The sequence below is a fragment of the Enterobacter sp. JBIWA005 genome (assembly GCF_019968805.1).
In the GTDB taxonomy this organism is placed as follows: Bacteria; Pseudomonadota; Gammaproteobacteria; order Enterobacterales; family Enterobacteriaceae; genus Enterobacter; species Enterobacter vonholyi.
In genome coordinates this window covers 2,366,304-2,391,884 of record NZ_CP074159.1, presented here as the reverse complement: position 1 = coordinate 2,391,884, position 25,581 = coordinate 2,366,304, and the positions used below count along the sequence as shown (strand labels likewise).

Sequence of the window (25,581 nt, the reverse complement as noted above, 5' to 3'; positions counted from 1 at the left end):
TTACGCCCTTTGCGCCACGCGCTCGCCCAGCAGGCCAGCCGGACGGAAGACCAGCACCAGAATCAGCACCATAAAGGCAAAGACATCCTGATAGTTGCTGCCAAATACGCCGTGGGTCAGTTCACCCAGGTAGCCCGCGCCCAGCGCTTCGATAATGCCGAGCAGTATCCCGCCGATCATGGCGCCACGAATGTTGCCAATGCCCCCCAGCACGGCGGCGGTAAAGGCCTTGATCCCGGGCAAAAAGCCCATCGAGAAGCTGGCGTTGCCGTAGTTGCTCGCCATCATTACGCCTGCCAGCGCGGCGAACACGCCGCCAATGGCAAACGTCAGGGTGATAATGGCGTTTGGGTTAACCCCCATCAGCGTGGCCACGCGCGGGTTTTCCGCCACGGCGCGCATGCCGCGCCCCAGACGGGTGTATTCCACCAGCAGCCACAGCCCGGTCATCACAGCCAGCGCCAGCGCCACGGTGACAATTCCGGTAACGGTCACGATGGCGGGCGGGTGCGCTTCGCTGCCGGACGTGACGGCGATAGGGTCCATCGGCAGGATCTGCGGGAACATCAGCGGGTTGCGCGTCCAGATAATCATCGCCACGGTTTGCAGCAGGACGGAGACGCCGATACCCGAGATCAGTGGCGCCAGGCGCGGTGCGTTGCGCAGTCGACGGTAGGCAAAACGTTCAACGGCCATTGCCAGCACGGCGCAAACGGCCATGGCAATCACCAGGGCAACGCCAAGCTGCAACAGCAGCGGCATATGTGGAAAGGTGGTATTCAGGGCGTTTATGGCGGAGAGCGTGGTGAGCGCACCGACCATCAGAATATCGCCGTGAGCAAAGTTAATAATGCGCAAGATGCCATACACCATGGTATAGCCCAGCGCGATCAGCGCGTAGATGCTGCCCAGCATCACACCGTTGATCAGTTGTTGTATGAGTGTATCCAACGTCTGTACCCGCAAAGTGCTCGTTCTGCGGCTACCATCCAATAAATGAATTAAATTGTAAAATACGCATCTATTATTTCTTATGATAAATAAATATTGTTTTATCTTTATGATTTATATGAAGATAGTTAATGCCTGTTTTGGGGTGAAAAGCCTAAAGAAATCAACATATGAATAAAACAGAACAATTGGCGAGCCTGACGGCGTATGCAGAAAGCCGACTGGCAAACGATCCGCCGCTTCGGGCCGTACGTGCGTTCGAGGCCATCGCCCGGCTGGGCAGCGTCACGCTGGCCGCGCAGGAGCTGGACATCTCTCCGTCGGCCGTAAGCCATCAGCTCAGGGTGCTTGAAGGGTATCTGCAAATGCCGCTCACGGAGCGTCAGGGGCGCAGGCTGGTGCTGAGCCAGCACGGGCGGGAATATTACCGCTCTATCCGCGCGGCGTTTAACGTGCTGCGCCAGGCGACGGAGCACCTGGCGGAGCAGGCGCAAACGCGTCAGGTCACCATCAGCCTGATCCCACTTTTTGGTATGGGGTGGTTTATCCCACGTTTGCCTGCGTTTATGCGCGCCAATCCGCAAACCGAGATCAACGTGGTGTATGCCAACCATCGTAACTATCTGAGCGACGCGTCGGATATGTCGATTCGTTTTGGCAACGGGCAGTGGGCGGGCTATCAAAGCGAAAAGCTGATTTCCGGTCAGATGGTCCCGGTGTGCAGCCGCGCGTTTTTGCGCATTCACGGCCATATCGACACGCCCGAGCAACTGCTGCAAATGCCGCTGCTGCACGATGAGGAGCGCACCACATGGGCGCAGTGGTTTGTACAACAGGGGGTGAAGCGCCCCGTGCGCCGCAGCGGTCCGATGTTTGAGGATGGTCTGCTGACGCTGGCGGGCGTTCAGGCTGGTCTGGGGTGTGCGTTAATGCGTGAGCCGCTGATTGCGCCTTATCTTGAGAGCGGCGAACTGGTGAAGATATTTGACCTGCCGATTGATGACGGGCGCGACTATTACCTCTGCGTGCGTACTGACTCAGAGATGACTGAAGACGGCAAGCTGCTGCAAAACTGGCTGCGTCGGGCGGCGGGTGGGGAGTCGTCTGGCGGGTAAAAGAGGGAGATAAAAAAGCCAGCTTGTGCAGCTGGCTTTTGTACAGACAAGATTTAGAACTGGTAGGTCAGACCCAGCGCAACGATGTTGTCGGTACCGATGCCTGCCTGGCGAGTGAACTGGTTGTCGTCGAGCAGGTTGATTTTGTAATCCACGTAGGTGGACATGTTTTTGTTAAAATAGTAGGTCGTGCCAACATCGATGTATTTAACCAGATCCTGGTCGCCGAAGTTTTCGATGTCTTTACCTTTAGACTGCAGGTAGGCGATGGATGGACGCAGGCCAAAGTCGAACTGATACTGAGCCACAACTTCGAAGTTTTGCGCCTTGTTTGCAAAGCCGTAGATGTCGCTGCGATTACCGTTAGATGTACCGAAGCGGGTTGCGTTATAGGTCTGAGAGTACTGTGCCGCGAGGTAAATGTTGTTCGCGTCGTATTTCACACCACCGCTGTATACTTCTGCGCGGTCGCCTTCACCGTATACGCCAGCCGCATTCTGGTCAGCGGTACGACGGGAAGAGGACATTGCACCACCTACGCTGAAGCCTTCGCCCAGATCGTAAGTCAGGGACGCGCCGTAGCCGTCACCGTTCTGGTTCAGCAGGCTGCGGCCGCTGGTGTTTTCACCGCTTACGCTGCCGTTTTTGCCCTGGTACTGCAGAGCAAAGTTCAGGCCGTCAACCAGACCAAAGAAGTCCTGGTTACGGTAGGTCGCAACGCCGTTAGCACGAGACTGCAGGAAGTTGTCGGCACCGTAGGTGTCACCGCCGAATTCTGGCAGAACGTCGGTCCAGGAGGTCACGTCGTAAATTACGCCGTAGTTACGACCGTAATCAAAGGAGCCTGCTTCCGCGAACTTCAGACCTGCAAACGCCACACGGGTCCAGGACTGGTTGTCGCCTTCGTCTTTGTTACCCTGAATCTGGTATTCCCACTGGCCGTAGCCGGACAGCTGATCGTTAACCTGGGTTTCGCCCTTGAAGCCGATACGCATGTAGGTTTTATCGCCATCTGCGCCAGCGTCATCAGAGAAATAGTGCAGACCTGTTACTTTACCGTACAGATCCAGCTTGTTACCGTCTTTGTTGTAAATTTCGGCAGCGTTAACAACGCCTGCTGCCAGCATGGAAGTGACTGCCACTGCAACTAATTTAAGTTTCATCTTAAATATTCCTTATAATTTTTTTCAGTATTTCCTGAACCACTGTGAACGATTTCTAAACGAGGCTGTTCGTCAATGGCATGCTATTTTTAAGAATCTCGTAGTCTTATTTCAATAATAAGTTTCAAAATATTAGAGATAATTTCAATTAGTGTGATCTCGATCGTGCGAGAAGGCGATTATTCAAACAATATGGCCGGAATTTATACGATTAATGGTTATTTAGTCAGTGGGATTATTGCTTTTAAGATAATTTCTGATGGTTTTAGTCTATTGCGTTATATTTCGCAATTTCCGAGGGTTTGGCAGGGGGGTATCGCCTGTTTCTCCTTAAAAACAATGGGTTGATTTAATTTTTCAACGTCTATTTCGTATATTTCATTAAAGCTGCCAGCGCTGAATTATTGCATGTAATGCTATGCAGAGCGTTAATGTTTATTACTGACTAATTTCACGGGGTTGTCAGTTTACGTCAACTCGCTTCAGGTGGCTTTACAGAAGGCGCTCAATATAAACCGAACTTAAACAGACGCTCTATTATTATGATAAATATTCTGAGGTGCGATCACATTTTAAATTTATGTTAATTATGTTGCCGGGTTGAAATTAACCCGGCCGCTGGAGAGGCGCTATTGTCTTGTTGCGTACCAGCAGAGCAACGACCCGGCGCAGACCATCAGCGCCCCTTGCCAGAACGAGAATGAAAGGGGAGAGCTTAGCACCGCGGCGGCAAGCGCGGCAGAGAGCACGGGGGTAAAATAGGATACGGCAGCCAGAACCGTGACGTTCCCGTGCAGAATGCCAATATTCCATGCGGCGTAACCAAACCCAAGCGCGATCCCGCACATGACGAGCTTCACCACCACCGGAAGCGTGAACACCATCTCGGGCTGATCGCTCAGAAAATATTTCACCCACAGGCTCAGCGCGGTCAGCAAAACAAACAGGGTAATACCGTTTTGTCCTTTCGCAAATTTGCTGGTTACCGTGCAGTAGGCAGCCCAGATAAAGGCCCCGGCGAACGCCAGCGCGTAGCTCAGGGGGCTGGAAACGACATTGCGGGTTATTTCCTCAAGATGTAACCCTTCTTCACCGCCCAATACCCAGCAGACGCCCAGCAGCGAAATGACCAGGCCGGGGATCACCCACAGGGTAGACTTTTGCCCGTTGAACAAAATCGCAAATACGATCGTCAGGCTTGGCCAAAGGTAATTCACCATACCGACTTCAATCGCCTGAGCGCGCGTCGCGGCATAGCCCAGCGACAGCGCCAGACATATTTCGTAGCTGACAAATAAAACGCTGCCGGCAATAAGATAGCGGAGTGAAAACCGCCTGATATCAGGAAATCCTACCGTCACCAGACACAGTAATCCGCTGAGAGTGTAAATCATCGCCGCACCGCCTACCGGCCCAAGCCCCTCACTCACGCTGCGAATAAGGCCGACCATGGTGCTCCATAACAATATCGCCGCCAGCCCAATAAGCGTTGCTCTCTTTCTGTCCATTACTTCGTCATCGCAATAAAAATCAAAGGAAAAATGTATCGTATTACGCCTGTCGCTGTCGTGAATTATTCTCTTAAACCGTTAATCAAAAAGGGGTAATGAAATGTTCCGGGGGTGACTATTAAGGGGGGGAAGGCAGATGACCTTGATTTGACGCAAAAAAATCAGGGGCTTTGCTGTTAGTTTGCGGCGCGAAATGTTTTCAGATAACGAGGACAACAATGGACGTCAGCCGCAGACAATTTTTTAAAATCTGCGCGGGCGGTATGGCCGGAACAACGGCAGCCATGCTGGGATTTGCCCCCAAAATGGCGCTGGCTCAGGCACGCAACTATAAGCTGCTGCGCGCGAAAGAGATCCGTAACACCTGCACATACTGCTCCGTGGGTTGTGGGCTTTTAATGTATAGCCTGGGCGATGGCGCGAAGAACGCCAGAGAAGCGATTTACCACATTGAAGGGGATCCGGATCATCCGGTGAGCCGCGGGGCGTTATGCCCGAAAGGGGCGGGGCTGCTGGACTACGTTCACAGCGAAAACCGCCTGCGCTACCCGGAATACCGCGCGCCGGGTTCTGATAAATGGCAGCGTATCTCCTGGGATGAGGCCTTCTTCCGTATAGCAGCGTTAATGAAAGCCGACCGCGATGCCAACTTTATTGAAAAGAACGCGCAGGGTGTAACGGTCAACCGCTGGCTTTCCACCGGGATGCTGTGTGCCTCTGCGGCCAGTAATGAAACCGGCATGCTGACGCAAAAGTTTGTGCGCTCTCTCGGCATGCTGGCGGTAGACAACCAGGCGCGCGTCTGACACGGACCAACGGTAGCAAGTCTTGCTCCAACATTTGGTCGCGGTGCGATGACCAACCACTGGGTTGATATCAAAAACGCTAACGTCGTGGTGGTGATGGGCGGTAACGCCGCTGAAGCCCATCCGGTGGGGTTCCGCTGGGCGATGGAAGCGAAAAACAACAACGATGCGACGCTTATCGTCGTCGATCCGCGCTTTACGCGTACGGCATCGGTGGCCGATATCTATGCGCCAATCCGCTCCGGTACGGACATTACGTTCCTGTCCGGTGTGCTGCTGTACCTGATCGAAAACAACAAAATTAACGCGGAATACGTTAAGCACTACACCAACGCGAACCTGCTGGTGCGGGATGATTTTGCCTTCGATGACGGGCTGTTTAGCGGCTATGACGCCGAAAAGCGCCAGTACGATAAAACATCCTGGAACTATCAGTTCGATGAAAACGGCTACGCGATGCGCGATGAAACGCTCACGCATCCGCGCTGCGTGTGGAACCTGCTGAAGCAGCACGTCTCCCGCTATACGCCGGACGTCGTGGAGAACATCTGCGGCACGCCGAAAGCGGACTTCCTTAAGGTGTGTGAGGTACTGGCTTCCACCAGCGCCGCCGACAGAACCACCACGTTCCTGTACGCGCTGGGCTGGACGCAGCACACCGTGGGCGCGCAGAACATCCGTACCATGGCGATGATCCAGCTGCTGCTCGGCAATATGGGGATGGCCGGTGGCGGCGTGAACGCGCTGCGCGGTCACTCCAATATTCAGGGCTTAACCGACCTCGGCCTGCTCTCGACCAGCCTCCCGGGCTACCTGACGCTGCCGTCTGAAAAACAGGCCGATCTGCAAACGTATCTTGAGGCCAATACGCCAAAAGCGACGCTGCCGGACCAGGTGAACTACTGGAGCAACTATCCGAAGTTCTACGTCAGCCTGATGAAATCCTTCTACGGCGATGCGGCGCAGAAAGAGAACGACTGGGGCTTTGAATGGCTGCCGAAGTGGGATCAGGCTTATGACGTCATCAAGTATTTCAACATGATGGATAAGGGCGACGTAACGGGGTATATCTGCCAGGGCTTCAACCCGGTAGCCTCTTTCCCGGACAAAAACAAAGTCGTTCGCAGCCTGAGCAAGCTGAAGTACATGGTGGTTATCGATCCGCTGGTGACCGAGACCTCCACCTTCTGGCAGAACCACGGGGAATCAAACGATGTCGACCCGGCATCGATTCAGACCGAAGTGTTCCGCCTGCCGTCCACCTGTTTTGCCGAAGAGGACGGCTCCATTGCCAACTCCGGCCGCTGGCTGCAGTGGCACTGGAAAGGCCAGGATGCCCCTGGCGAAGCGCGTAACGACGGCGAGATCCTCGCCGGGATTTACCACCGCCTGCGAGAGATGTACCGCACCGAAGGCGGTAAAGGCGCGGAGCCGCTGCTGAAGATGAGCTGGAGCTACAAACAGCCCGATCGTCCTGAGTCAGAGGAAGTCGCCAAAGAGAACAACGGCGTGGCGCTGGCGGATCTGTATGACCCGAGCGGCAACCTGGTGGCGAAAAAGGGCCAGCTGCTGAACAGCTTTGCGCTGCTGCGCGATGACGGCACCACGGCATCGTCGTGCTGGATCTACACCGGCAGCTGGACGGAGCAGGGTAACCAGATGGCCAACCGTGACAACTCTGACCCTTCCGGGCTGGGCAATACGCTGGGCTGGGCATGGGCGTGGCCGCTGAACCGTCGCGTGCTGTACAACCGCGCGTCTGCAGACGTAAACGGCAAGCCGTGGGATCCGAAGCGCATGCTGATCCAGTGGAACGGGGCGATATGGACGGGGAACGACATCCCGGACTACAGCACCGCCGCGCCGGGCAGCAACACCGGGCCGTTTATCATGCAGCCGGAAGGGCTGGGGCGCCTGTTCGCCCTCAACAAGCTGGCGGAAGGGCCGTTCCCGGAGCACTACGAGCCGATGGAAACGCCGCTCGGCACCAACCCGCTGCACCCGAACGTGGTCTCCAGCCCGGTGGTGCGTATCTACGAAGACGACGTCCTGCGCCTTGGCAAAAAGGACAAATTCCCGTACGTGGGAACGACCTACCGCCTGACCGAGCATTTCCATACCTGGACCAAGCACGCGCGGCTTAACGCCATCGCGCAGCCGGAACAGTTTGTGGAGATAAGCGAAACACTGGCGAAGGCGAAAGGCATCGCCAACGGCGACCGCGTGAAGGTGAGCAGCAAGCGCGGCTTTATCCGCGCGGTGGCGGTGGTGACCCGTCGTTTGCAGTCGCTGAACGTGCATGGTCAGCAGGTGGAAACCGTCGGTATCCCGCTTCACTGGGGCTTTGAAGGCGTTGCGCAGAAAGGCTACATCGCCAATACCCTGACGCCAAACGTCGGGGATTCCAATTCGCAAACGCCGGAGTACAAGGCGTTTCTGGTCAACATCGAGAAAGCGTAAGGAGCGATTCAATGGCGATGGAAACACAAGACGTTATCAAACGCTCCGCGACCAACCCGATAACTCCCGCGCCCCGCGCGCGGGACTACAAGGCAGAAGTCGCCAAGCTTATCGACGTCTCCTCCTGCGTGGGCTGTAAGGCCTGCCAGGTGGCCTGCTCTGAGTGGAACGACATCCGCGACGAGGTGGGGCACTGCGTTGGGGTCTACGATAATCCGGCGGATCTGAGCGCTAAATCCTGGACGGTGATGCGTTTTAGCGAAACCGACCAGAACGGCAGGCTGGAGTGGCTCATCCGCAAAGACGGCTGCATGCACTGCGAGGATCCGGGCTGCCTGAAGGCGTGCCCGTCTGCTGGCGCGATTATTCAGTACGCTAACGGGATAGTCGATTTCCAGCAGGACAACTGCATCGGCTGCGGGTACTGCATTGCGGGGTGTCCGTTTAATGTCCCGCGCCTCAATAAAGAGGATAACCGGGTATACAAATGCACCCTGTGCGTGGACCGCGTCAGCGTCGGGCAGGAGCCTGCCTGTGTGAAGACCTGTCCGACCGGGGCAATCCACTTCGGCACCAAAAAAGAGATGCTGGACGTGGCGCAGGCGCGGGTCGACAAGCTGAAAGCACGTGGTTATCAGAATGCGGGCATTTACAACCCGCAGGGCGTGGGCGGCACGCACGTGATGTATGTGCTGCACCATAGCGACCAGCCCGAGCTGTACCACAATCTGCCGAAGGATCCGGCGATCGATACCTCCATTAACCTCTGGAAAGGGGCGCTCAAGCCGCTCTCCGCGGCGGGCTTTATCGCCACCTTCGCTGGGTTGATTTATCACTACATCGGTATCGGGCCAAACAAAGAGGTGGATGACGACGAGGAGGAGCATCATGAGTAAGTCGAAAATGATAGTGCGCACCAAATTTGTCGATCGCGCCTGTCACTGGACGGTGGTGATCTGCTTCTTCCTGGTGGCGGTATCGGGAATTTCGTTCTTCTTCCCGACGCTGCAGTGGCTGACCGAAACTTTCGGTACGCCGCAGATGGGGCGCATTCTGCACCCGTTCTTCGGCGTGCTGATTTTCGTGGTGCTGATGTTTATGTTCGTGCGCTTCGTCCATCATAACATCCCGGACAAGCAGGATATCCCGTGGGTGAAAGGGATCGTCGAAGTCCTGAAGGGCAACGAGCACAAAGTGGCTAAGGTGGGGAAATACAATGCCGGGCAAAAGATGATGTTCTGGACCATCATGAGCATGATTTTTGTGCTGCTGGTGACCGGGGTGATTATCTGGCGTCCGTATTTTGCACACTACTTCCCGATACAGGTGATTCGCTACGCGCTGCTGATCCACGCGACGTCGGCCATCATTCTGATTCACGCCATCCTGATCCATATGTATATGGCGTTCTGGGTGAAAGGATCGGTTAAAGGCATGATTGAAGGGAAGGTGAGTCGCCGCTGGGCGCAGAAACACCATCCGCGCTGGTATCGTGACGTGGAACGGCTGGAAGCGAAACAGGAAAGTACGGAAGGGATCAAGTAAGACCTGCGCCGTCGGCTTTGCCCGGCGGCGCTGCGCTTGCGCGGGCCTACTCTTCAAATCAGAACCGCTCTTCCACATAGCGGAACGGGTATTTTGTGGGTTTGACTTTGCCGATTTTGCGCTTCGGTAAATCCACCTTGTCGACGTGAATTTCTTTATACGGTATCTGCGAAAGCAGATGCGAAATAATATTCAGGCGCACGCGTTTTTTATCTTCAGAGCGTGCCACAAACCACGGCGCCCAGGCGGTATCGGTGGCTTCAAACATGGCGTCGCGCGCAAGGGTATACTCATCCCACAGGTTAAAGGATTTAATATCCATCGGTGACAGCTTCCAGATCTTACGACCATCGTTAATACGGTCGCGCAGGCGCCGCTCCTGCTCTTTCGGGGTCACCTCCAGCCAGTATTTCAGCAGGATAATTCCGGCATCGACCATCGCTTTTTCCATAACCGGCGCGCCGTCCAAAAATTTCTCCGCCTGTTCCTCCGTGCAGAACCCCATCACCCGCTCCACGCCCGCGCGATTATACCAGCTGCGATCGAAGATCACGATTTCACCCGCCGAGGGCAGGTGCGGCACATAGCGCTGGAAGTAGAGCTGGCTTTTTTCCTTTTCCGTCGGGGCAGGGAGCGCAACAACGCGAAACACGCGCGGGCTGACGCGCTCGGTGATCGCTTTAATGGTGCCGCCTTTGCCTGCACCATCGCGTCCTTCAAAAACAATACACACTTTTAACCCTTTGGCGACGACCCACTGCTGGAGCTTAACCAGTTCGACGTGCAGGCGGCGGAGCTCTTTTTCATACTCTTTGGTCTTAAGCGGTGCATTCGATACGACATCAACAGCGACAGGGGCTTTCTTTTTGCTTCCCATAATTGTCATCCTCAGTTTGTCTGGCGTGGAAAAAGCGAGGCCGCACTATGAAGTGTAATCCACCTGATATTAAACGTATTGTTTTTAGGTAATTAATTTCACGACACTTTTTTAAGCAGATAATGAGGTATTCACGAAGGTGCTTAGCACCCGTTCCCCTATTAGAATGCTGAGGATTCAATAAAATCAGCACGTTTAATCCCGTTCTTTATATGTGGTTAATGCGATAATTTCATTCTTATTTACTTAAAGGAACTAAGAATGAGTTGGAATAAAGACGCTGCGGTTTCGTATCTCCGTTCACACGCTCTGGGCGCTCTCATAGTGAATGTGCTAAGTTTACCCGCCTTGCCATTCTGGCTGGCGGTGTTAAGGTAGCGAACACAGATTATGCAAAAGATTATGGGGTTGAATTATTACGTGCTGGATTCAGTGAGCTGCCGCCCGGTTAAACGTTAATTGCTGGTGATGTGGCCGTGATACAGCCATACCCTGGTGGAAATGGCATAGGCCACATGACTATGTATGACGGTACACAATGGATTTCTGATTTCGTTCAAAAAAGTATGTATCCGGGGCCTGGATACCGCAAAATGCAACCATCCTTTAAAATTTACAGGATGCATTGATGAAAAGGATATTGTTATCATTCGTTATGTTGCTGGTGGGATGTAGTTCGGCTGCCAATCAAGAACGTAGCGCACAAGACGCTACTGAATCATTTTATAAATCCTATCTTTCCGTATTCGGCAGCGATGAAACCAGGCCTTATCCTGCCGACGAACTGCGTAAATATGTTTCTGCTGATACGATTGTTCGCATTAATACCATTCAGGAAATCTCTGAACAAGAGTTAATAGAGTCTGACTATTTTACGTATACCCAAGATTATTCTCGCGAATGGATACCTGCGTTACGAGTGGAAAACGCCAGACCATTTTTAAACGGTGAAGCAGTCCAGGTTATTGAAGGGGCGGGTAACGGGAGAAGCATTCACCTTGAGGTATTTCTTCGTCGTGAAGATGATGCATGGAAAATTTACCGCGTTCGTGACGTAACGAACAATCACGAGCACCCAATTTTCAATGCTGGCGCGATTACACGCGCTAAAGCAGCGGCAGAAAGCACACCGTAAAAGCCAGACCTTAAACCCTTTAAAGCCCTGACGCCTGCCGGGGCTTTTTGTTTTCCATTGCCCCGTGTCGCGGTTGGAGAAAACTCCTGAATTAATGGATTAACCTGTCAGCCATCTGATTTGAACTGGCTCACCATACAAGATTATTCAATAATGCCCGCTGCGAGTGATTAACCCGTGGTTGAGGCATGAAAAAGACAATATTTTCGCTGGCGCTTGGCACATTTGGCCTTGGCATGGCTGAATTTGGCATTATGGGCGTGTTAACCGAGCTGGCGCATGACAGCGGTATTTCGATTCCCTCCGCCGGGAATATGATCTCGTTTTACGCCTTCGGCGTGGTGATTGGCGCCCCGATTGTGGCGCTTTTCTCAGGCAGGTTCTCCTTAAAAACTACGCTGCTGTTTCTGGTTGCCATGTGCGCGGTTGGGAACGCTCTGTTTACGTTTTCTACGTCATATTTCTGGCTGGCGACCGGGCGCCTGATTTCCGGTTTCCCGCACGGCGCCATTTTCGGCGTCGGGGCGATTATTCTTTCTAAAATCGCGCCGCCGGGTAAGGTGACGGTCGCGGTGGCCGGGATGATCGCCGGAATGACCGTCGCCAACCTGGTGGGTGTGCCGCTCGGCACCTGGCTGGGGCATCAGTTCAGCTGGCGTTATACCTTTTTCCTGATAGCCCTGTTCGATGCGCTGGTGATCCTCTCGGTGCTGATCTGGGTGCCGAACATCCGCGACACATCGGAAATTAAATTAACCGAGCAGTTCCACTTTCTGAAAAAACCAGAACCCTGGCTGATTTTTGCCGCCACCATGTTTGGCAATGCCGGTGTGTTCGCGTGGTTCAGCTTCGTTAAGCCGTTTATGGTCAACGTCTCCGGTTTTTCAGAAGGGGTGATGACGGCCATCATGATGCTAATGGGGCTTGGCATGGTGTTGGGCAACCTGTTGAGCGGCAAGCTCTCGGGACGCTTTAGCCCGCTGCGCATTGCGGCGACCACCGACATGGTGATTGTCGCCTCGCTGCTGCTGCTTTTCGCCTGTGGCGAACTGAAAACGGCCTCGCTGGTCATGGGTTTTATCTGTTGTGCCGGGCTGTTTGCGCTCTCTGCGCCGCTACAAATTCTGCTTCTGCAAAATGCGAAGGGCGGTGAGATGCTGGGTGCCGCGGGCGGGCAGATGGCGTTTAATCTCGGCAGCGCGATCGGTGCATATTTTGGCGGGATGATGATTACCCTCGGCTTTAGCTGGCGCTACGTCACGCTGCCTGCGGCGATACTCTCGTTCTCGGCCATGAGCGCGCTGTTGATCTACGGTTACCTGCGGGCCAGACGGGCTCAGGCTAACGCTCGCGCGCTAGCCTGATCGAATTCAGGCAAGCCAGGGCTCGCCCAGGGTCAGCATCAGTCGGTTCGCCCATGCGAAGAACGCGGCGGACTGCACCAGGTCAAGCTGGGCTAAGGTGTCCAGCCCCTCTTTTTCAAGCGCGGCAAGGTGCAGCGGCGTGGCGGCAGGCGGAGTAACCGATAGCGCCGCCGCAAAATTTATCTCCGCCTGCCAGCGCGCAGATTGTCCCTCGCTCAGGGATTGTCCTGGACGCACGGCCAGCAGGGCCTCTACCGCAGCGTCATCCTTTGACAGCTGGCTCGCTTTCCGCGCATGGACAGATGCGCAGTAGATGCAGCCGTTAATTTTACTGGCGACCGTTGCGGCCAGCTCGCGCTCGGCGCGCGGCAATCCCCCCGGCGTATAAAAAATCCCTTTATCCGTTAGCGTGCGCTGTTCAAGCACCGGCAGGTTGCGGCCCAGCAGGCGGAAATAGTCGGAATCGGTGTGGCCAAACTTCGCCAGGATCGCAACCTCGTCATCACGAAAATCCGCCAGAGGTTTGGCGGCGATCCACGGTTCCCAGCCCAGTTCCTGCTGGGTGAAGGCGACGGGAGCCGCCTTGCCGGTGGCCGTGGTTGCGGTCGTGTGCCAGATGCCTGCCGCCACCGGGGCATCGCTTGTGGCGACTGGCCTGTCGTTCAGCAGCCGCAGCCCGGCAATCAGTCGGCTCTGGAAGCTGACAAAGGCGATCAGCTGCGCCAGGGTCACGATACCTTCTTTGCTCCATCCCGCCTGGGTCAGCGCCTTTAACGATGCGGGCGTGGCTTCGACGGGAGAGAAGGTCAGCAGACGCGCGAAGTTCAGCGCCGGGGTCAGACGGTCGGAGGTCGGGTCTGCCAGGCCAAACCCCGCATAGTGTGCGGCCAGCGCCTCCGCATTGTGCCACCTCGCGACTTTTGCCGCGACGGCGAAGCGTTCGTCCAGCGCAAAATCGCTGTCCTGCTGGGTAAATAAGATTTCGTAGCTGCCCTGCGCGTGTCTTGTGGCGGCGTCCCGCGTGGCACGCGCCTCTGCCAGAGGGGAACCGGGTTTAATTTCCGCCAGCTCGGCGAGAATGTCGTGACTTAATGACATAGGTGTCTCCTCAAAGGATGTGGGGGGCAATATGTTCGGCGATCAGTTCGATAGAGCGCAGCGTGTCGCGATGGGTGGGCTCGACCGAATGGACCTGGAATGAGATGTCCGTGGCGCGCCGGAGAACGGAATCGGCCTGCAGCGAACGCAGCACCGTCTCGGGCGAACCGATGTGGGCGTCGAACTGCCGACGAAAATCTGTGACGGTGTCACCTTTAACCGCGTATCCGGCAGCGCGATGCTGCTTTGCCTGTTTCGTGAGGCCCGGCGTCGCAACCTTCAGCGCATAGTCATCGCTGTCGGCGACGAACGCGGTACGTGAGGCAAGAATGCGCGGTGCGATGCCCGCAGGCAGCGCCTCAAGGTAGGCATCCACAATCGGGTTCTGGATCGCGTCTAGCGTTAAATCCAACTGGTCTGCCGGGCGCGGCTGCGTGCGGGAGAGCATCAAACCGTGTCCGGCCCGCGCGGCGCGAACGGCACCGTCGACGGAAAAGGTGGCAATCCAGATCCGGTCAGCCAGCTGTGGCGCAGGCGGGTAAAGGTGGTTATCCGGATGGGTGAGCGAATCCCCGCGCCAGGCGCTCTGGATCACATGTAGATGGTCAGCAAAGGCCGCGCCGCGCTGTTCGAACGTCAGTCCGAACGGCAGGAAAGAGGTCGGCGTGCCGCCCGAACCAAAACCGACTTCGAGACGTCCATCGGCGAGTAAATCCAGCACCGCGGCATCTTCTGCGACGCGCAGCGGGTTTTCCATCGGCAGGGTAATGATGGCCGTGCCGAGTCGAATGGTTTCGGTATGTGCGGCTACGTGTGCCAGAAATAGCAGCGGCGACGGCAGGCCGCCTTCACTTTCATGGAAGTGGTGCTGAGCAATCCAGGCGCTGTCAAAACCGTGGCGTTCGGCGTGGCGGATCTGTTCGGTTGCCAGACGATAGCGCTCCTTCGGCGTGGCGTCGTCAAGCAGGCGGGTGAAAAATCCCAGGCGTTTTCGCGTCATGCGAACTCCTCCGTAGCGGGTGAAAAATGGGGAATGGCAGCAATCAGCTCGCGGGTATAGTCGTTTTGTGGCGACGTGAATAAGGTTTCGACGTCACCGTGTTCGACCACCTGACCGCTGCGCAGCACCGTGACGCTGTGGGCGATCCGGCGAACGGTGGAGAGATCGTGCGTGATGAACAGGTAGGTTAATCCCAGCTGCTGCTGTAACTGCTGAAGCAGTGCCAGGATCTGCGCCTGCACGGTGACGTCCAGCGCGGAGGTGGCTTCGTCCAGCACCAGAATAGTCGGCTCCAGAATCAGCGCCCGGGCGATGGCCACGCGCTGGCGCTGACCGCCTGATAGCTCCCTGGCGGTGCGGGTCAGGAGTTCGACGGGCAGCGCAACCCGCTGCGCCACGGTTTCCACTAGCACCTTTCGCTCAGCCTTCGCGAGGCGGGAAAAGTTCTTCAGGGGCTCTTCGATGATGTCAAACAGCGTCTGACGCGGGTCGAGAGAGGCGAACGGGTTCTGGTAAACAAACTGGATCTTCTGGCGCAGCTGACGACGGGCCTCGCGGCTGAGCGCGGTGGCATCAATGTCATCAATAATGACCTGTCCGCTGTCGGCCTGTTCAAAACCCAGCAAAATACGGGCGAGGGTGGTCTTCCCGGAGCCGGATTCACCGACCAGCGCATGGGTGCTGCCGCGTCTGACGTCAAACGTCACCCGATCCAGCGCCTGAAGCTGATGACCTTTACCCAGCGAGAACCGTTTGCTGATGGCGCGGGCGCGAATGGCCGGTGACGCGAGCGGCAGGCCGGCTACCGGGGCGATGGTCAGGCGCTGGCCCTGGAGATCGCTCAGCAGCTGGCGGGTATAGGCGTGCTGCGGCGTGCGAACGATGTCGGCGGTGTCGCCGTGCTCCTGAACCTCACCATGGCGAAAAACCAGCAGCCTGTCCGCGCGCTGAGCGGCCAGCGCCAGATCGTGGGTGACAAACAGAACGGCAGTACCCGATTCCCTGCGCAGGATATCCAGCAGATCAAGAATACGTTTTTGCACCGTCACGTCCAGCGCGCTGGTGGGCTCATCGGCAATGATGACGTCCGGACGCAGCGCTATCGCGATGGCAATCAACACGCGCTGTTTCATTCCGCCGGAGAGCTGGTGCGGATACTGCTTCATGCGCTGTTCGGGGTGGCTCAGGCCGACCTTTGTCAACAGGGCAAGCACCAGCTCGTCGCGTTGGGCGCGAGTCACCTTCTGGTGCAGCTGAATAATTTCCCCGACCTGACCACCGATCGTCTTCACCGGGTTGAGTGAATTACCCGGATCCTGCGGAACCAGGCTGATTCGCGCCCCGCGCAGGGTATCGAGACGCTTCGCTGACCACCGGCTAATCTCCTCGCCGTTGAGCACGATTTTCCCCGCATCGCGACGGGCGTTATCCGCCAGCAGGCCAATGATCGCCTGTGCCGTGGTCGTTTTGCCGGATCCGGATTCGCCGACAAACGCCAGCATTTCCCCTCGCCTGAGGGTAAAGCTGACGTAATGCACCACCTCGCGCCACTGGCGCGCGGTACGGTAGCTGATGGTCAGGTTTTCTACCGAGAGTACGGTCATTTCAGGCCTCCGCTGAACTGCTGGCTGATACGGTTGGTGGCAAGCACGACGGCGATGACGACCACGCCGGGGAAGGTGGTTAACCACCAGGCGGTAGAGAGATAGTTACGGCCTTCGGCGATCAATAAGCCCCATTCCGGCACGGGCGGCGGGGTGCCGTAGCCGAGAAAGCTCAGCGTTGAAAGGGCCAGGATAGCCTGACCAAACTGCAGCGTGGCAAAGGCAAGAACGGCGGTTAACGCGTTGGGCAGGATGTGTCGCCACAGCACGGCGAAAAACGTCCCGCCGCTGCCAAACGCCGCTTCGACGTAATCCGTATGGCGGATGCGCACCACTTCACCGCGCGCGAGGCGGGCGAAGCTGGCGATAGAGGCCACGCCGACGGCAATGGCGGCGTTAACGGTGCCAAACCCGAGCAGAATAATAACCGTCAGGGAAAGCAGCAGAGACGGAATGGACAAAAGTACGTCGACAAAACGCATCAGGAAAGACTCGACGCGTCCGGCGAACGCCCCGGCGACAACCCCCAGACCTGTGCCGACCACCAGCCCCATCGTGACGGCAGCGAGCGCCGCGCTAAGGGAGTGGGACGCACCGTACACAATACGGGTGTAAACATCGCGGCCAAGCTGATCGGTGCCGAGCCAGTGTCCCGCCTGCGGCGCCAGACGTTGCGCTCCGGCGATGCCCTCAATCGGGCTGTAGTGGGTTAACAGGCCGGGCGCCACGGCGGCGAAAATCGCAATGATAATTACCGCCCATGCCAGCCACAGTCCGGGCTGCCACGCGACGCCCTGCCAGCCGGGAACGCGTTTTCGCGCGGCGGCAGCGTAATCGACCAGGCTCATGATGCACCTCCGGTAACAGTTTGCAGACGGGGATCCAGCAGCGGCATAAGCAGGTCCACCAGCAGGTTGATCAGGACAAAGCCGAGGGCGGAAATCATCACTACCGCCTGAAGTACGGCAATATCCTGGTTATTCACCGCCTGCTGGGTCAGCTGCCCGAGCCCGCTGCGGCCAAAAACGGTTTCGGTGATCAGCGCCCCGGCAATCAGCTCGCCCAGCAGCAGCCCGGCAATGTTCAGGACAGGCAGCAGGGCGTTGCGGGTCACGTGACGCCACAGCACGGCGGTTTCACTCAGCCCTTTGGCCCGGGCTACGGCAACAAACGGATGCGTCGCCACCTGGTCGAGGCTGCGCATCAGGATTTGCGCCAGCGGGGCGGAGATCGGGATCGCGACGGTCACGATCGGCAGGATCAGCCCCTGCAGCGGCGTCGGGTTAATCACCGGGATCAGCCGCAGCTGGAAAGAAAAGAGCTGGATGAGGGCAATCCCCAGCCAGAACGTCGGTAAGGAGATAAACAGGACCGGCAGAGACTGGAGGGTATTGCTCAGCCAGCGCAGACCCGGCAGACGCGACGCAAAGGCCAGCGCAAACGCCAGCAGAACCGCGAGTAAAAAGGCGGGCAGGGCGAGGCTCAGGGTATCCGGCAGATTGCTGGCAATCAGCTCGCTGACCGGCACCCCGGCCTGTAACGAATAGCCGAAATCCCCGTGCAGCATCGCCAGCAGCGTATGGCCGTATTGCTGCCACAGCGGGCTGTCCGCGCCGTAGGCCACGCGCATCTCCTCAATTTGCGCCGGGCTTAAGCCCAGGTCCGGGTTCTGAAATTTAATCAGCACCGCGTCGCCCGGCAGCACCTGGAGCAACACGAACGAGAGGGTAAAGGCGGCCCATAGTACCAGCAGCCCGTGCCCAAAGCGTTGAAGAAGTGCGTGGCGCATCGTCAGCTCCTCAGTGTTTCTCAATCCACGCGCCGTAGAACGACGGGCGGCCAACCGCTTCAAAATTGACGCCTTTTAGCCACGGCGCACCGGCAAAGACCTGCGGCTCCTCGAAAATTGGAATGACGTAGGCGTTATCCAGCAGGTAGCGCTGGGCGTCCCCCGTCAGCTGCAGGCGTTTTTGCGGATCGACCTCTGAGGAGATATTTACCAGCAGCGCATTCAGCTTGTCGTCACGGAAGCTTTTGACCTTGTCGCTGGAGCCGCCTTTTTGCAGCAGCGCGTCGCGGTTAGCGGGGTAAAACATGCTTTTCACCACGTCAGGATCGGCGCGGCCCACTTCTGAGACGGTTAACGGGGTTTTCAGCGGATCAAGGTTATCCAGCGTGCGGCTGCCAGCGTCGCCGGCCTTCACGCTCAGCGCCACGCCCACCTGACGCCACTGCTGGGCAACCAGCTGCAGCACCTCTTTGTTTTGCGGCTGCGGCAGGGATTCATATACCGTCAGCGCCAGCCGCTGGCCGTCTTTGGCGCGGATCCCGTCGCTGCCCGCTTTCCAGCCCGCCTCGTCCAGCAGCTGGTTGGCTTTTGCCGGGTCAAAGGTCAATTTGTCGCTGAGATCGACAAAACCGGCGGCAGAATCGGCAATTACCGACTTCGCCTGCGGATAGTTGGCCGAGAAGAGGGTCTCGACCACCTGTTTTGCGTTGGTGGCATGCAGCAGCGCCTGGCGGACGCGAATATCGGAGACCAGCGGGTTATCCGGGCGGAAGCTGATGCTGTCGTTCACCCCGCGCGTTGGGGCGGCGTAGATTTTATAGCCCTGGTCTGTCGCCTGCTTTTCGTCATACGCCTGTACCTGGCGAATAAAGTCGGCCTGACCGGCCAGCAGGGCGCCGACGCGCACGCTGTCTTCCTGGGTCACGATAAACTTGATGCCGTCCAGATTGGCCGGCCCCTGCTGCGCCAGGTTTTTCGGTCCCCACTGGTAGTCTTTACGCGCTTCCAGCGTCACTTCGCGACCCAGCTTCTCGTCTTTCACCACAAACGGGCCCGAGCCAATGATATGCCGGGCGTCACCCAGCTCTTCAAAGTTGCGCTTCAGCGTGCTGAGCGAAACCAGGCCCGAGCCAATCGTGGCGGTGCCCTGCAGGAACCCCGGCGACGGTTTTTTGAAGTAGAACTTCACGGTCAGCGGGTCGACCACTTCGCTGCGATCGTAGTTATTGATTACTTCTGACACCGGAAGACGCTGCGCTTTGTTGCCTAAGCCGTAGGTATCAAAGTTCTTCGCTACGGCGTTGGCGTCCAGCGGCGTGCCGTCGGAGAAGGTGATGCCGGGACGCAGCTTAAAGGTGTATTCGGTTTTATCGGCGTTGGTGGTCCAGCTTTCGGCTACCCAGGGCTCCACCTGTAGCGTTTTCGGGTTCTGCCACGTCAGTTTGTCGGTGATCTGGTTCAGAATGCCGCCGTTCGGGTAGAAGCCGCCGGCAGGCGGGTAAAGGTTGGTATGCGCCTGTTGCTCCAGATAAATCAGCGTGCCGCCTTTGACGGGCGCATCTGCTGCCCACGCTGCGGTGGTCGTCAGAATCAGCGCCGTCAGCAGCGGCAGACGAAATGGGGTTTGCATGGTGAATTCCTTTGTTATCTTCTTGTTAGCGTCGGATTCATCATCGGGCGCGGGGGAAAACAAGGGAACAAAGGAATTAAGATAAGGATTGCCGGAAAATGGCTATAAAAACCGCCCCTGTCAGGAGCGGTAATTGAACGGTGGGTGATTATGAACGCAGGTCAATCACCATACGGCCACGGATCTGGCCCTGTTCCATCTCTTTAAAGATGGCGTTGATGTCCTCGATAGGACGCATCGTGACTTTCGGCACGACCTTGCCTTCAGCGGCGAACTGGAACGCTTCCTGCAGATCCTGACGGGTGCCAACCAGCGAACCCACCACCTGAATACCGTCCAGCACCAGACGCGGAATATCCAGGCTCATCGCTTCCGGCGGCAGGCCAACCGCGACCACGCGGCCACCGGCACGTACGGCATCTACCGCCGAGTTGAAGGCGGCTTTTGCGACGGCAGTGACGACTGCAGCATGCGCGCCGCCGGTTTTCTCCTGCACAATTTTAGCGGCATCTTCGCTGCGGGAGTTGATGGTGAGATCCGCACCCATGCTGGCCGCCAGCTTCAGCTGTTCGTCGTTAACGTCAAGCGCGATGACTTTGGCGTTAAAGACGTTTTTGGCGTACTGCAGCGCGAGGTTGCCCAGACCGCCCAGACCGTAAATCGCAATCCACTGGCCTGGTTTGATTTCGGACACCTTCACCGCTTTGTAGGTGGTGACCCCGGCGCAGGTAATGCTGCTGGCCGCCGCCGAATCCAGACCGTCCGGCACTTTTACCGCATAATCCGCGGTGACGATGCACTCTTCCGCCATGCCGCCGTCAACGGAGTAACCGGCGTTTTTCACGTCACGGCACAGGGTTTCGTTGCCGGTATTACAATATTCGCAGTGCCCGCAGCCTTCAAAGAACCAGGCCACGCTTGCGCGGTCGCCGACTTTCAGAGATTTCACGCCTGGGCCGACTTCTTTTACGATACCAATCCCTTCATGGCCCAGGATAACCCCGGTTTTATCGCCAAAATCACCGTTCTTCACGTGGAGGTCGGTATGGCATACGCCACAGCACTCCATCTTCAGCAGAGCTTCCCCGTGCTTTAGCGGGCGCAAGGTTTTTTCGGTGACATTAACCTGATGATCCTGAGTGACAACAGCAGCCTTCATGTGTATCTCCTTGTTCATGATGAGTATCTGCATAGCAGGTGTAATACTCCTCAAGGATTAGTGGTTTGGCGCTGTAATGCAAGGCAACGGCAACATAATGTCATTATTTAATCCATTTTCAGAATAAGAATACGGCGTTCCTCTAATAATTTAGGGGGAAAATACTGGCCCGGCGAGAGAGACTCGCCGGACGCAGACTTACAGCTGTGCTTCTATCTCCTTAATCTCTTTACGCCATTGAGCCTGCAGCTGCGGCTTTTGATGCTTAGGCTTACGCGCCAGATCGTCTTCCAGCAGCGTTTCCAGTGCGACCAGCCGTTCGAGCAGATCGTCATACGGCGAGGATTGAACCGCCGAAGCGGTGATAGCAGGTGGGGTGGATGTCACCAGCCCCGCGCTTTCACGCAGACGCTCAAAGACCGCTTCTGCATCGTGCCACTCGCTCAGCTTTTCCTCTTCAATCAGCCAGAAACGGTTGCAGCTTTGGCTAATTAACTGTCGGTCATGGCTGACCAGCAGAACGCCGCCTTCAAACTGCTGAAGGGTTTGCGCCAGCGCCTCTTTGCCTTCCATGTCAAGGTGGTTAGTTGGCTCATCCAGCATCAGCAGGCTATAGCGGGCAAGCGTCAGGCCCACGAACAGCAGGCGCGAACGCTCGCCGCCGCTGAGCGTGCTGACTTTCTGCCCGTGGCGGGACCACGGGAACCCGGCGCTTATCAGGGCCATTTTGCGATTCTGCGGATCCGATGCGAAAGGCTCCAGCGCGTCGAGAAGCGTGGCGTTGTCTGCAAGCTGATGAAGCGTCTGGTCGTAGTAGCCAGGCGACACGCGCGGATGGATTTTCAGCCCGCTTTCCGCCGGTTCATCCGTAAAATGTCGCCAGATAAGCTTCATCAGTGACGATTTGCCGCAGCCGTTACGACCAACAATCGCCACGCGATCGCCGCTTTTCAGCCGCGCCGTTTCGATGTTAAACAGCGGCGGTAGCCCAGGCGCGGGCGGGACGCCGAGGTTTTCCATCTCCAGTAGACGGTCCGCCCGCAGCGCGTCGCCGCGCAGAGTTAACGTCCACGGGCTGCCCGCCGTGAGCGCGGTCTGGCTCTCTTTGAGCCGTTCGACCTGTTTTTCCATCTGTTTGGCTTTGCGGGCCAGGTCTTCGTTGTCGTAAACCTTGCCCCAGGTCGCCAGGCGTTTGGCGCTTGCGGTTACGCGGTCGATCTCCTTTTGCTCCGCCTTATGGCGCTGCGCGTCGCTTTCATCTTTGGCGTCAAGCGCCTGCCGTGCTGCCGTACAGGGAAGGGCAAAGTAGTGCAGCGTTTTATCGCGCAGGATCCAGCTACCGTTGGTGACGGCATCCAGCAGCTGTCTGTCATGCGAGACCAGCACAAAGCTACCCGACCAGTTCTGTAGAAAGTATTCCAGCCAGAGCATCGTCGGCAAATCAAGGTGGTTGCTGGGTTCATCGAGCAGAAGCAGGTCTGGCTCGTGAATCAACGCCCGCGCCAGCAGCAGGCGGGTGTGCTGTCCGCCGCTCAGCGTGGAGGATTGCAGCAACATATCCTGCGGCGTGAAGCCCATGCTTGCCAGCAGCGTTTCGGCTTTCCAGCGCAGGCTGTCCCGTTCAGTTGAGGGCAACTGGGCCAGGACGGCATCCAGCATGGTCAGCGGAAAAATAGCGTCCGGGAGATGTTGCTCCACCCGCGCCATCAGGCAGTGCCCGGCCAACGCTACCGTTCCGGCCGCAGGGGAATCCGTGCCGTCCAGCACCTTCAGCAGCGTACTTTTGCCGCAGCCGTTGTCGCCCAGCAGACCAATGCGGTCGCCTTTTTTCAGCGTAAAGGAGAGTGAGTCGAAGAGCGTGCCAAACGCCGTATCAACGCGTAAAGATTGTGCAGTGAGTAAAGTGCTCATTGTTGCTTACCCAAGAGTTACAGGCATGTTTATGCCTCGTCAAACATCGCTGACGATAACTCAGTAAGCCCGAGAGAAGGGATTTCAGGGGTTGGTGTCTTCGCTCAAGCAGAAGTTATCGCAGCACGATACCGATAACGCTTGAGCTGGTGCGATCACCAAATGTATGTGAAACATTGAAAATTTCACGATACAGCATAATTGGCCTCCTTATATATTCAGTGGGTTAATGGATGAATGGAGTGTAGCGGGGGAAAAGGGGTTTGGCTAGTGGGTATTCGATGGTGCGGTCTGTTGCCCTCACCCTGACCCTCTCCCACAGGGAGAGGGAAAACACCCGGCCCGTAGGCCCGGTAAGCGAAGCGCCACCGGGCGGAGCGGATTAAATCGACGTACGGCGATAGCTGCGGTATTCAGGCTTCCAGAAGTTGTCGTCGATGGCCTGCTGCAGCGCGTCGGCAGAGGTTTTCACCGCCACGCCCTGCTGCTGCGCCATTTTACCTACCGCGAAGGCGATTGCACGCGACACCTTATGTATGTCCTTCAGCTCCGGCAGCACCAGCCCTTCACCGTTGTTGACCAGCGGAGAGTAGCCCGCGAGGGTTTCGCTCGCCGACATCAGCATCTCATCGGTAATGCGGGACGCGCCGGAGGCGATCACGCCCAGTCCAATGCCCGGGAAGATATAGGAGTTGTTGCACTGCGCAATCGGATAGGTTTTATCCTTCCACACCACCGGGTCGAATGGACTGCCGGTCGCAACCAGCGCGTTACCTTCGGTCCAGGCAATGATGTCCTGCGGCGTTGCCTCCACGCGCGAGGTCGGGTTAGACAGCGGCATCACGATAGGGCGCTCGCAGTGCTTGTGCATCTCGCGAATAATCTCTTCGGTGAAGAGACCGGTTTGCCCGGAAACGCCGATCAGAATATCCGGCTTCACGTTGCGCACCACGTCCAGCAGGGAAAGGACTTCGTTGTCGGTATCCCAGTTTTTCAGGTTTTCGCGTTTCTGCACCAGCTTCGTCTGGAACGGCAGCAGGTTCGGCATGCCGTCGGTCAGCAGGCCGAAACGGTCAACCATAAAGACGCGGGAGCGGGCCAGCTCTTCGCTTAAGCCTTCGCGCTGGGTCTGGGCGATAATCTGCTCGGCAATACCGCAGCCCGCAGAGCCTGCGCCCAGGAAGACGATTTTCTGGTAGCTCAGCTGGCTGCCGGCTGCGCGGCTGGCGGCGATAAGCGTACCCACCGTCACGGCTGCGGTGCCCTGGATATCGTCGTTAAAGGAGCAGATCTCATCGCGATAGCGGTTCAGCAGCGGCATCGCGTTTTTCTGCGCGAAGTCTTCAAACTGCAGCAGAACGTCCGGCCAGCGGTGCTTCACTGCCTGGATGAAGTCGTCGACAAACTGATAGTACTCGTCGTCGGTAATACGCGGATGGCGCCAGCCCATATAGAGCGGGTCGTTTAGCAACTGCTGGTTGTTGGTGCCGACGTCCAGCACGACCGGCAGGGTATAAGCCGGGCTGATGCCGCCGCAGGCAGTATAGAGAGAGAGTTTACCGATTGGGATCCCCATCCCGCCAATGCCCTGGTCGCCGAGGCCGAGAATACGTTCGCCGTCGGTCACCACAATGACTTTGATATTGTGGTTCGGCACGTTCTGCAGAATATCGTCCATGTTGTGACGGTTCTGATAGGAGATGAATACCCCGCGGGAGCGACGGTAGATCTCTGAGAAGCGCTCGCAGGCCGCACCCACCGTAGGGGTGTAGATCACCGGCATCATCTCTTCGAGATGGTTCTGCACCAGGCGATAGAAGAGGGTTTCGTTGGTGTCCTGAATGTTGCGCAGGTAAATGTGTTTGTCGATTTCAGTTTTGAAACCCTGGTACTGGATCCACGCGCGCTCTGCCTGTTCTTCGATGGTTTCAACCACTTCTGGCAGTAAACCCAGCAGGTTAAAGCTGCTGCGCTCTTCCATACTGAAGGCGCTGCCTTTGTTGAGCAGGGGGAATTCGAGTAAAACCGGTCCGGCGTATGGGATGTATAAGGAACGATGTTTTTTCAGTTTGTTGTCCATGTCACTCACTCTTTTTATGAAGATCCGTCCCTGACACTGCTGTTTGTCATCTTTCTGGCCTGTGCGATGGGGTGCGGTCCGACGGTATTATAAAGGAGCTAAATATTAATTACCGCAACACATAAACAAAAACACCACCGGGATTACCGATGGTGTTCTGGATCTCAGTCTGGAACTTACTTGCCGGCGTGGCGTTTTCTGCCGGTGGCGTGCGTGACTTGCGTTTCGTGGTCGCCTTCAATCACCACTTTACGCTGATTCGAAAGCTTGTAGTTCAGTCCCAGAATATGGCGTGCCTGACGGTTCGATTTCATGTTAACTCCTCAATCCTGTTGATAGTTTTAAGGACCAGTTTGCTTACGCAAACGAAATGTAACCCCTTA

At 56.8% G+C, this 25,581-nt stretch carries 20 protein-coding genes and 1 pseudogene; 7 read left to right on the top strand and 14 right to left on the bottom strand.

Annotation, left to right across the window (positions count from 1 at the left end; all coding sequences use genetic code 11):
• A complete protein-coding gene (locus KGP22_RS11320) occupies positions 1-951 on the bottom strand; it encodes a branched-chain amino acid ABC transporter permease (RefSeq protein WP_111963632.1) in 951 nt (316 codons plus the stop codon).
• A 170-nt stretch (positions 952-1,121) separates the two neighbouring features.
• On the opposite strand from KGP22_RS11320, the gene KGP22_RS11315 reads away from it, so the two are divergent.
• Entirely contained in the window at positions 1,122-2,066 is a 945-nt protein-coding gene (locus KGP22_RS11315) for a LysR substrate-binding domain-containing protein (protein ID WP_127731023.1), read from the top strand.
• A gap of 53 nt (positions 2,067-2,119) precedes the next feature.
• Here the strand turns inward: KGP22_RS11315 and KGP22_RS11310 are convergent, their stop codons facing one another.
• Entirely contained in the window at positions 2,120-3,229 is a 1,110-nt protein-coding gene (locus KGP22_RS11310) for a porin OmpC (protein WP_033145646.1), read from the bottom strand.
• A gap of 629 nt (positions 3,230-3,858) precedes the next feature.
• Positions 3,859-4,737 (bottom strand): aromatic amino acid DMT transporter YddG, encoded by an 879-nt coding sequence (gene yddG / locus KGP22_RS11305; RefSeq protein ID WP_223578888.1) that lies wholly within the window; start codon positions 4,735-4,737, stop codon positions 3,859-3,861.
• Between the two features lie 221 nt (positions 4,738-4,958).
• Here yddG and fdnG point away from each other — a divergent pair, with 221 nt between their 5' ends.
• From fdnG to fdnI, 3 genes are read left to right on the top strand one after another with little or no spacing between them, the layout of a single operon-like run.
• The gene (fdnG, locus tag KGP22_RS11300; protein WP_223578883.1) at positions 4,959-8,006 is read left to right on the top strand and encodes a formate dehydrogenase-N subunit alpha; all 3,048 of its coding nucleotides are present in this window, start codon (positions 4,959-4,961) and stop codon (positions 8,004-8,006) included.
• Between the two features lie 11 nt (positions 8,007-8,017).
• The gene (gene fdxH / locus KGP22_RS11295; protein ID WP_111963628.1) at positions 8,018-8,902 is read left to right on the top strand and encodes a formate dehydrogenase subunit beta; all 885 of its coding nucleotides are present in this window, start codon (positions 8,018-8,020) and stop codon (positions 8,900-8,902) included.
• Positions 8,895-9,551, top strand: coding sequence for a formate dehydrogenase-N subunit gamma (fdnI, locus tag KGP22_RS11290; RefSeq protein WP_223578878.1), 657 nt, complete (start codon positions 8,895-8,897; stop codon positions 9,549-9,551). Before fdxH ends, fdnI begins: the two co-directional genes overlap by 8 nt.
• A gap of 58 nt (positions 9,552-9,609) precedes the next feature.
• Here fdnI and ppk2 read toward each other — a convergent pair whose 3' ends face one another.
• Positions 9,610-10,428: a polyphosphate kinase 2 gene (gene ppk2, locus KGP22_RS11285; RefSeq protein ID WP_111963626.1), complete on the bottom strand. Its 819-nt coding sequence runs from the start codon at positions 10,426-10,428 to the stop codon at positions 9,610-9,612.
• 261 nt (positions 10,429-10,689) lie between these two features.
• Here ppk2 and KGP22_RS11280 point away from each other — a divergent pair.
• The 3 genes and pseudogenes from KGP22_RS11280 to araJ all read left to right on the top strand — a co-directional run bounded on the left by KGP22_RS11280 (position 10,690) and on the right by araJ (position 12,927).
• Positions 10,690-11,057 (top strand): annotated as a pseudogene (locus KGP22_RS11280) (hypothetical protein).
• Positions 11,057-11,563: a YbjP/YqhG family protein gene (locus KGP22_RS11275; RefSeq protein WP_127731015.1), complete on the top strand. Its 507-nt coding sequence runs from the start codon at positions 11,057-11,059 to the stop codon at positions 11,561-11,563. The pseudogene KGP22_RS11280 and the gene KGP22_RS11275 overlap by 1 nt, the downstream one beginning before the upstream one ends.
• A gap of 188 nt (positions 11,564-11,751) precedes the next feature.
• On the top strand, positions 11,752-12,927 hold the full coding sequence (araJ, locus tag KGP22_RS11270) for an MFS transporter AraJ (RefSeq protein ID WP_223578874.1): 1,176 nt from the start codon (positions 11,752-11,754) through the stop codon (positions 12,925-12,927).
• A 6-nt stretch (positions 12,928-12,933) separates the two neighbouring features.
• Here the strand turns inward: araJ and KGP22_RS11265 are convergent, their stop codons facing one another.
• The 10 genes from KGP22_RS11265 to sra all read right to left on the bottom strand — a co-directional run bounded on the left by KGP22_RS11265 (position 12,934) and on the right by sra (position 25,512).
• Complete coding sequence (locus tag KGP22_RS11265) at positions 12,934-14,025, bottom strand: alkylhydroperoxidase domain protein (protein ID WP_223578870.1); 1,092 nt, start codon at positions 14,023-14,025, stop codon at positions 12,934-12,936.
• A 10-nt stretch (positions 14,026-14,035) separates the two neighbouring features.
• Positions 14,036-15,025 (bottom strand): putative FMN-dependent luciferase-like monooxygenase, encoded by a 990-nt coding sequence (locus KGP22_RS11260; protein WP_223578868.1) that lies wholly within the window; start codon positions 15,023-15,025, stop codon positions 14,036-14,038.
• On the bottom strand, positions 15,022-16,629 hold the full coding sequence (locus KGP22_RS11255; protein WP_223578866.1) for an ABC transporter ATP-binding protein: 1,608 nt from the start codon (positions 16,627-16,629) through the stop codon (positions 15,022-15,024). Before KGP22_RS11255 ends, KGP22_RS11260 begins: the two co-directional genes overlap by 4 nt.
• Positions 16,626-17,477: an ABC transporter permease gene (locus KGP22_RS11250; protein WP_223578863.1), complete on the bottom strand. Its 852-nt coding sequence runs from the start codon at positions 17,475-17,477 to the stop codon at positions 16,626-16,628. Before KGP22_RS11250 ends, KGP22_RS11255 begins: the two co-directional genes overlap by 4 nt.
• Complete coding sequence (locus KGP22_RS11245) at positions 17,474-18,418, bottom strand: ABC transporter permease (RefSeq protein ID WP_115875174.1); 945 nt, start codon at positions 18,416-18,418, stop codon at positions 17,474-17,476. The genes KGP22_RS11250 and KGP22_RS11245 overlap by 4 nt, the downstream gene beginning before the upstream one ends.
• Positions 18,419-18,428: 10 nt before the next feature.
• Positions 18,429-20,048, bottom strand: a complete 1,620-nt coding sequence (locus KGP22_RS11240) for a TIGR04028 family ABC transporter substrate-binding protein (protein ID WP_133294478.1) — start codon at positions 20,046-20,048, stop codon at positions 18,429-18,431.
• Positions 20,049-20,196: 148 nt separating this feature from the next.
• Positions 20,197-21,207 carry an alcohol dehydrogenase AdhP gene (gene adhP, locus KGP22_RS11235; protein ID WP_115875167.1) on the bottom strand — a complete coding sequence of 337 codons (1,011 nt, stop codon included), beginning with the start codon at positions 21,205-21,207 and terminating at the stop codon, positions 20,197-20,199.
• A gap of 198 nt (positions 21,208-21,405) precedes the next feature.
• Positions 21,406-23,118, bottom strand: coding sequence for an ABC-F family ATP-binding cassette domain-containing protein (locus tag KGP22_RS11230; protein ID WP_223578860.1), 1,713 nt, complete (start codon positions 23,116-23,118; stop codon positions 21,406-21,408).
• Between the two features lie 382 nt (positions 23,119-23,500).
• Positions 23,501-25,198 carry an NAD-dependent malic enzyme gene (locus tag KGP22_RS11225; RefSeq protein WP_023335794.1) on the bottom strand — a complete coding sequence of 566 codons (1,698 nt, stop codon included), beginning with the start codon at positions 25,196-25,198 and terminating at the stop codon, positions 23,501-23,503.
• A gap of 176 nt (positions 25,199-25,374) precedes the next feature.
• On the bottom strand, positions 25,375-25,512 hold the full coding sequence (sra, locus tag KGP22_RS11220; protein WP_008501714.1) for a stationary-phase-induced ribosome-associated protein: 138 nt from the start codon (positions 25,510-25,512) through the stop codon (positions 25,375-25,377).
• Positions 25,513-25,581 lie beyond the last annotated feature (69 nt).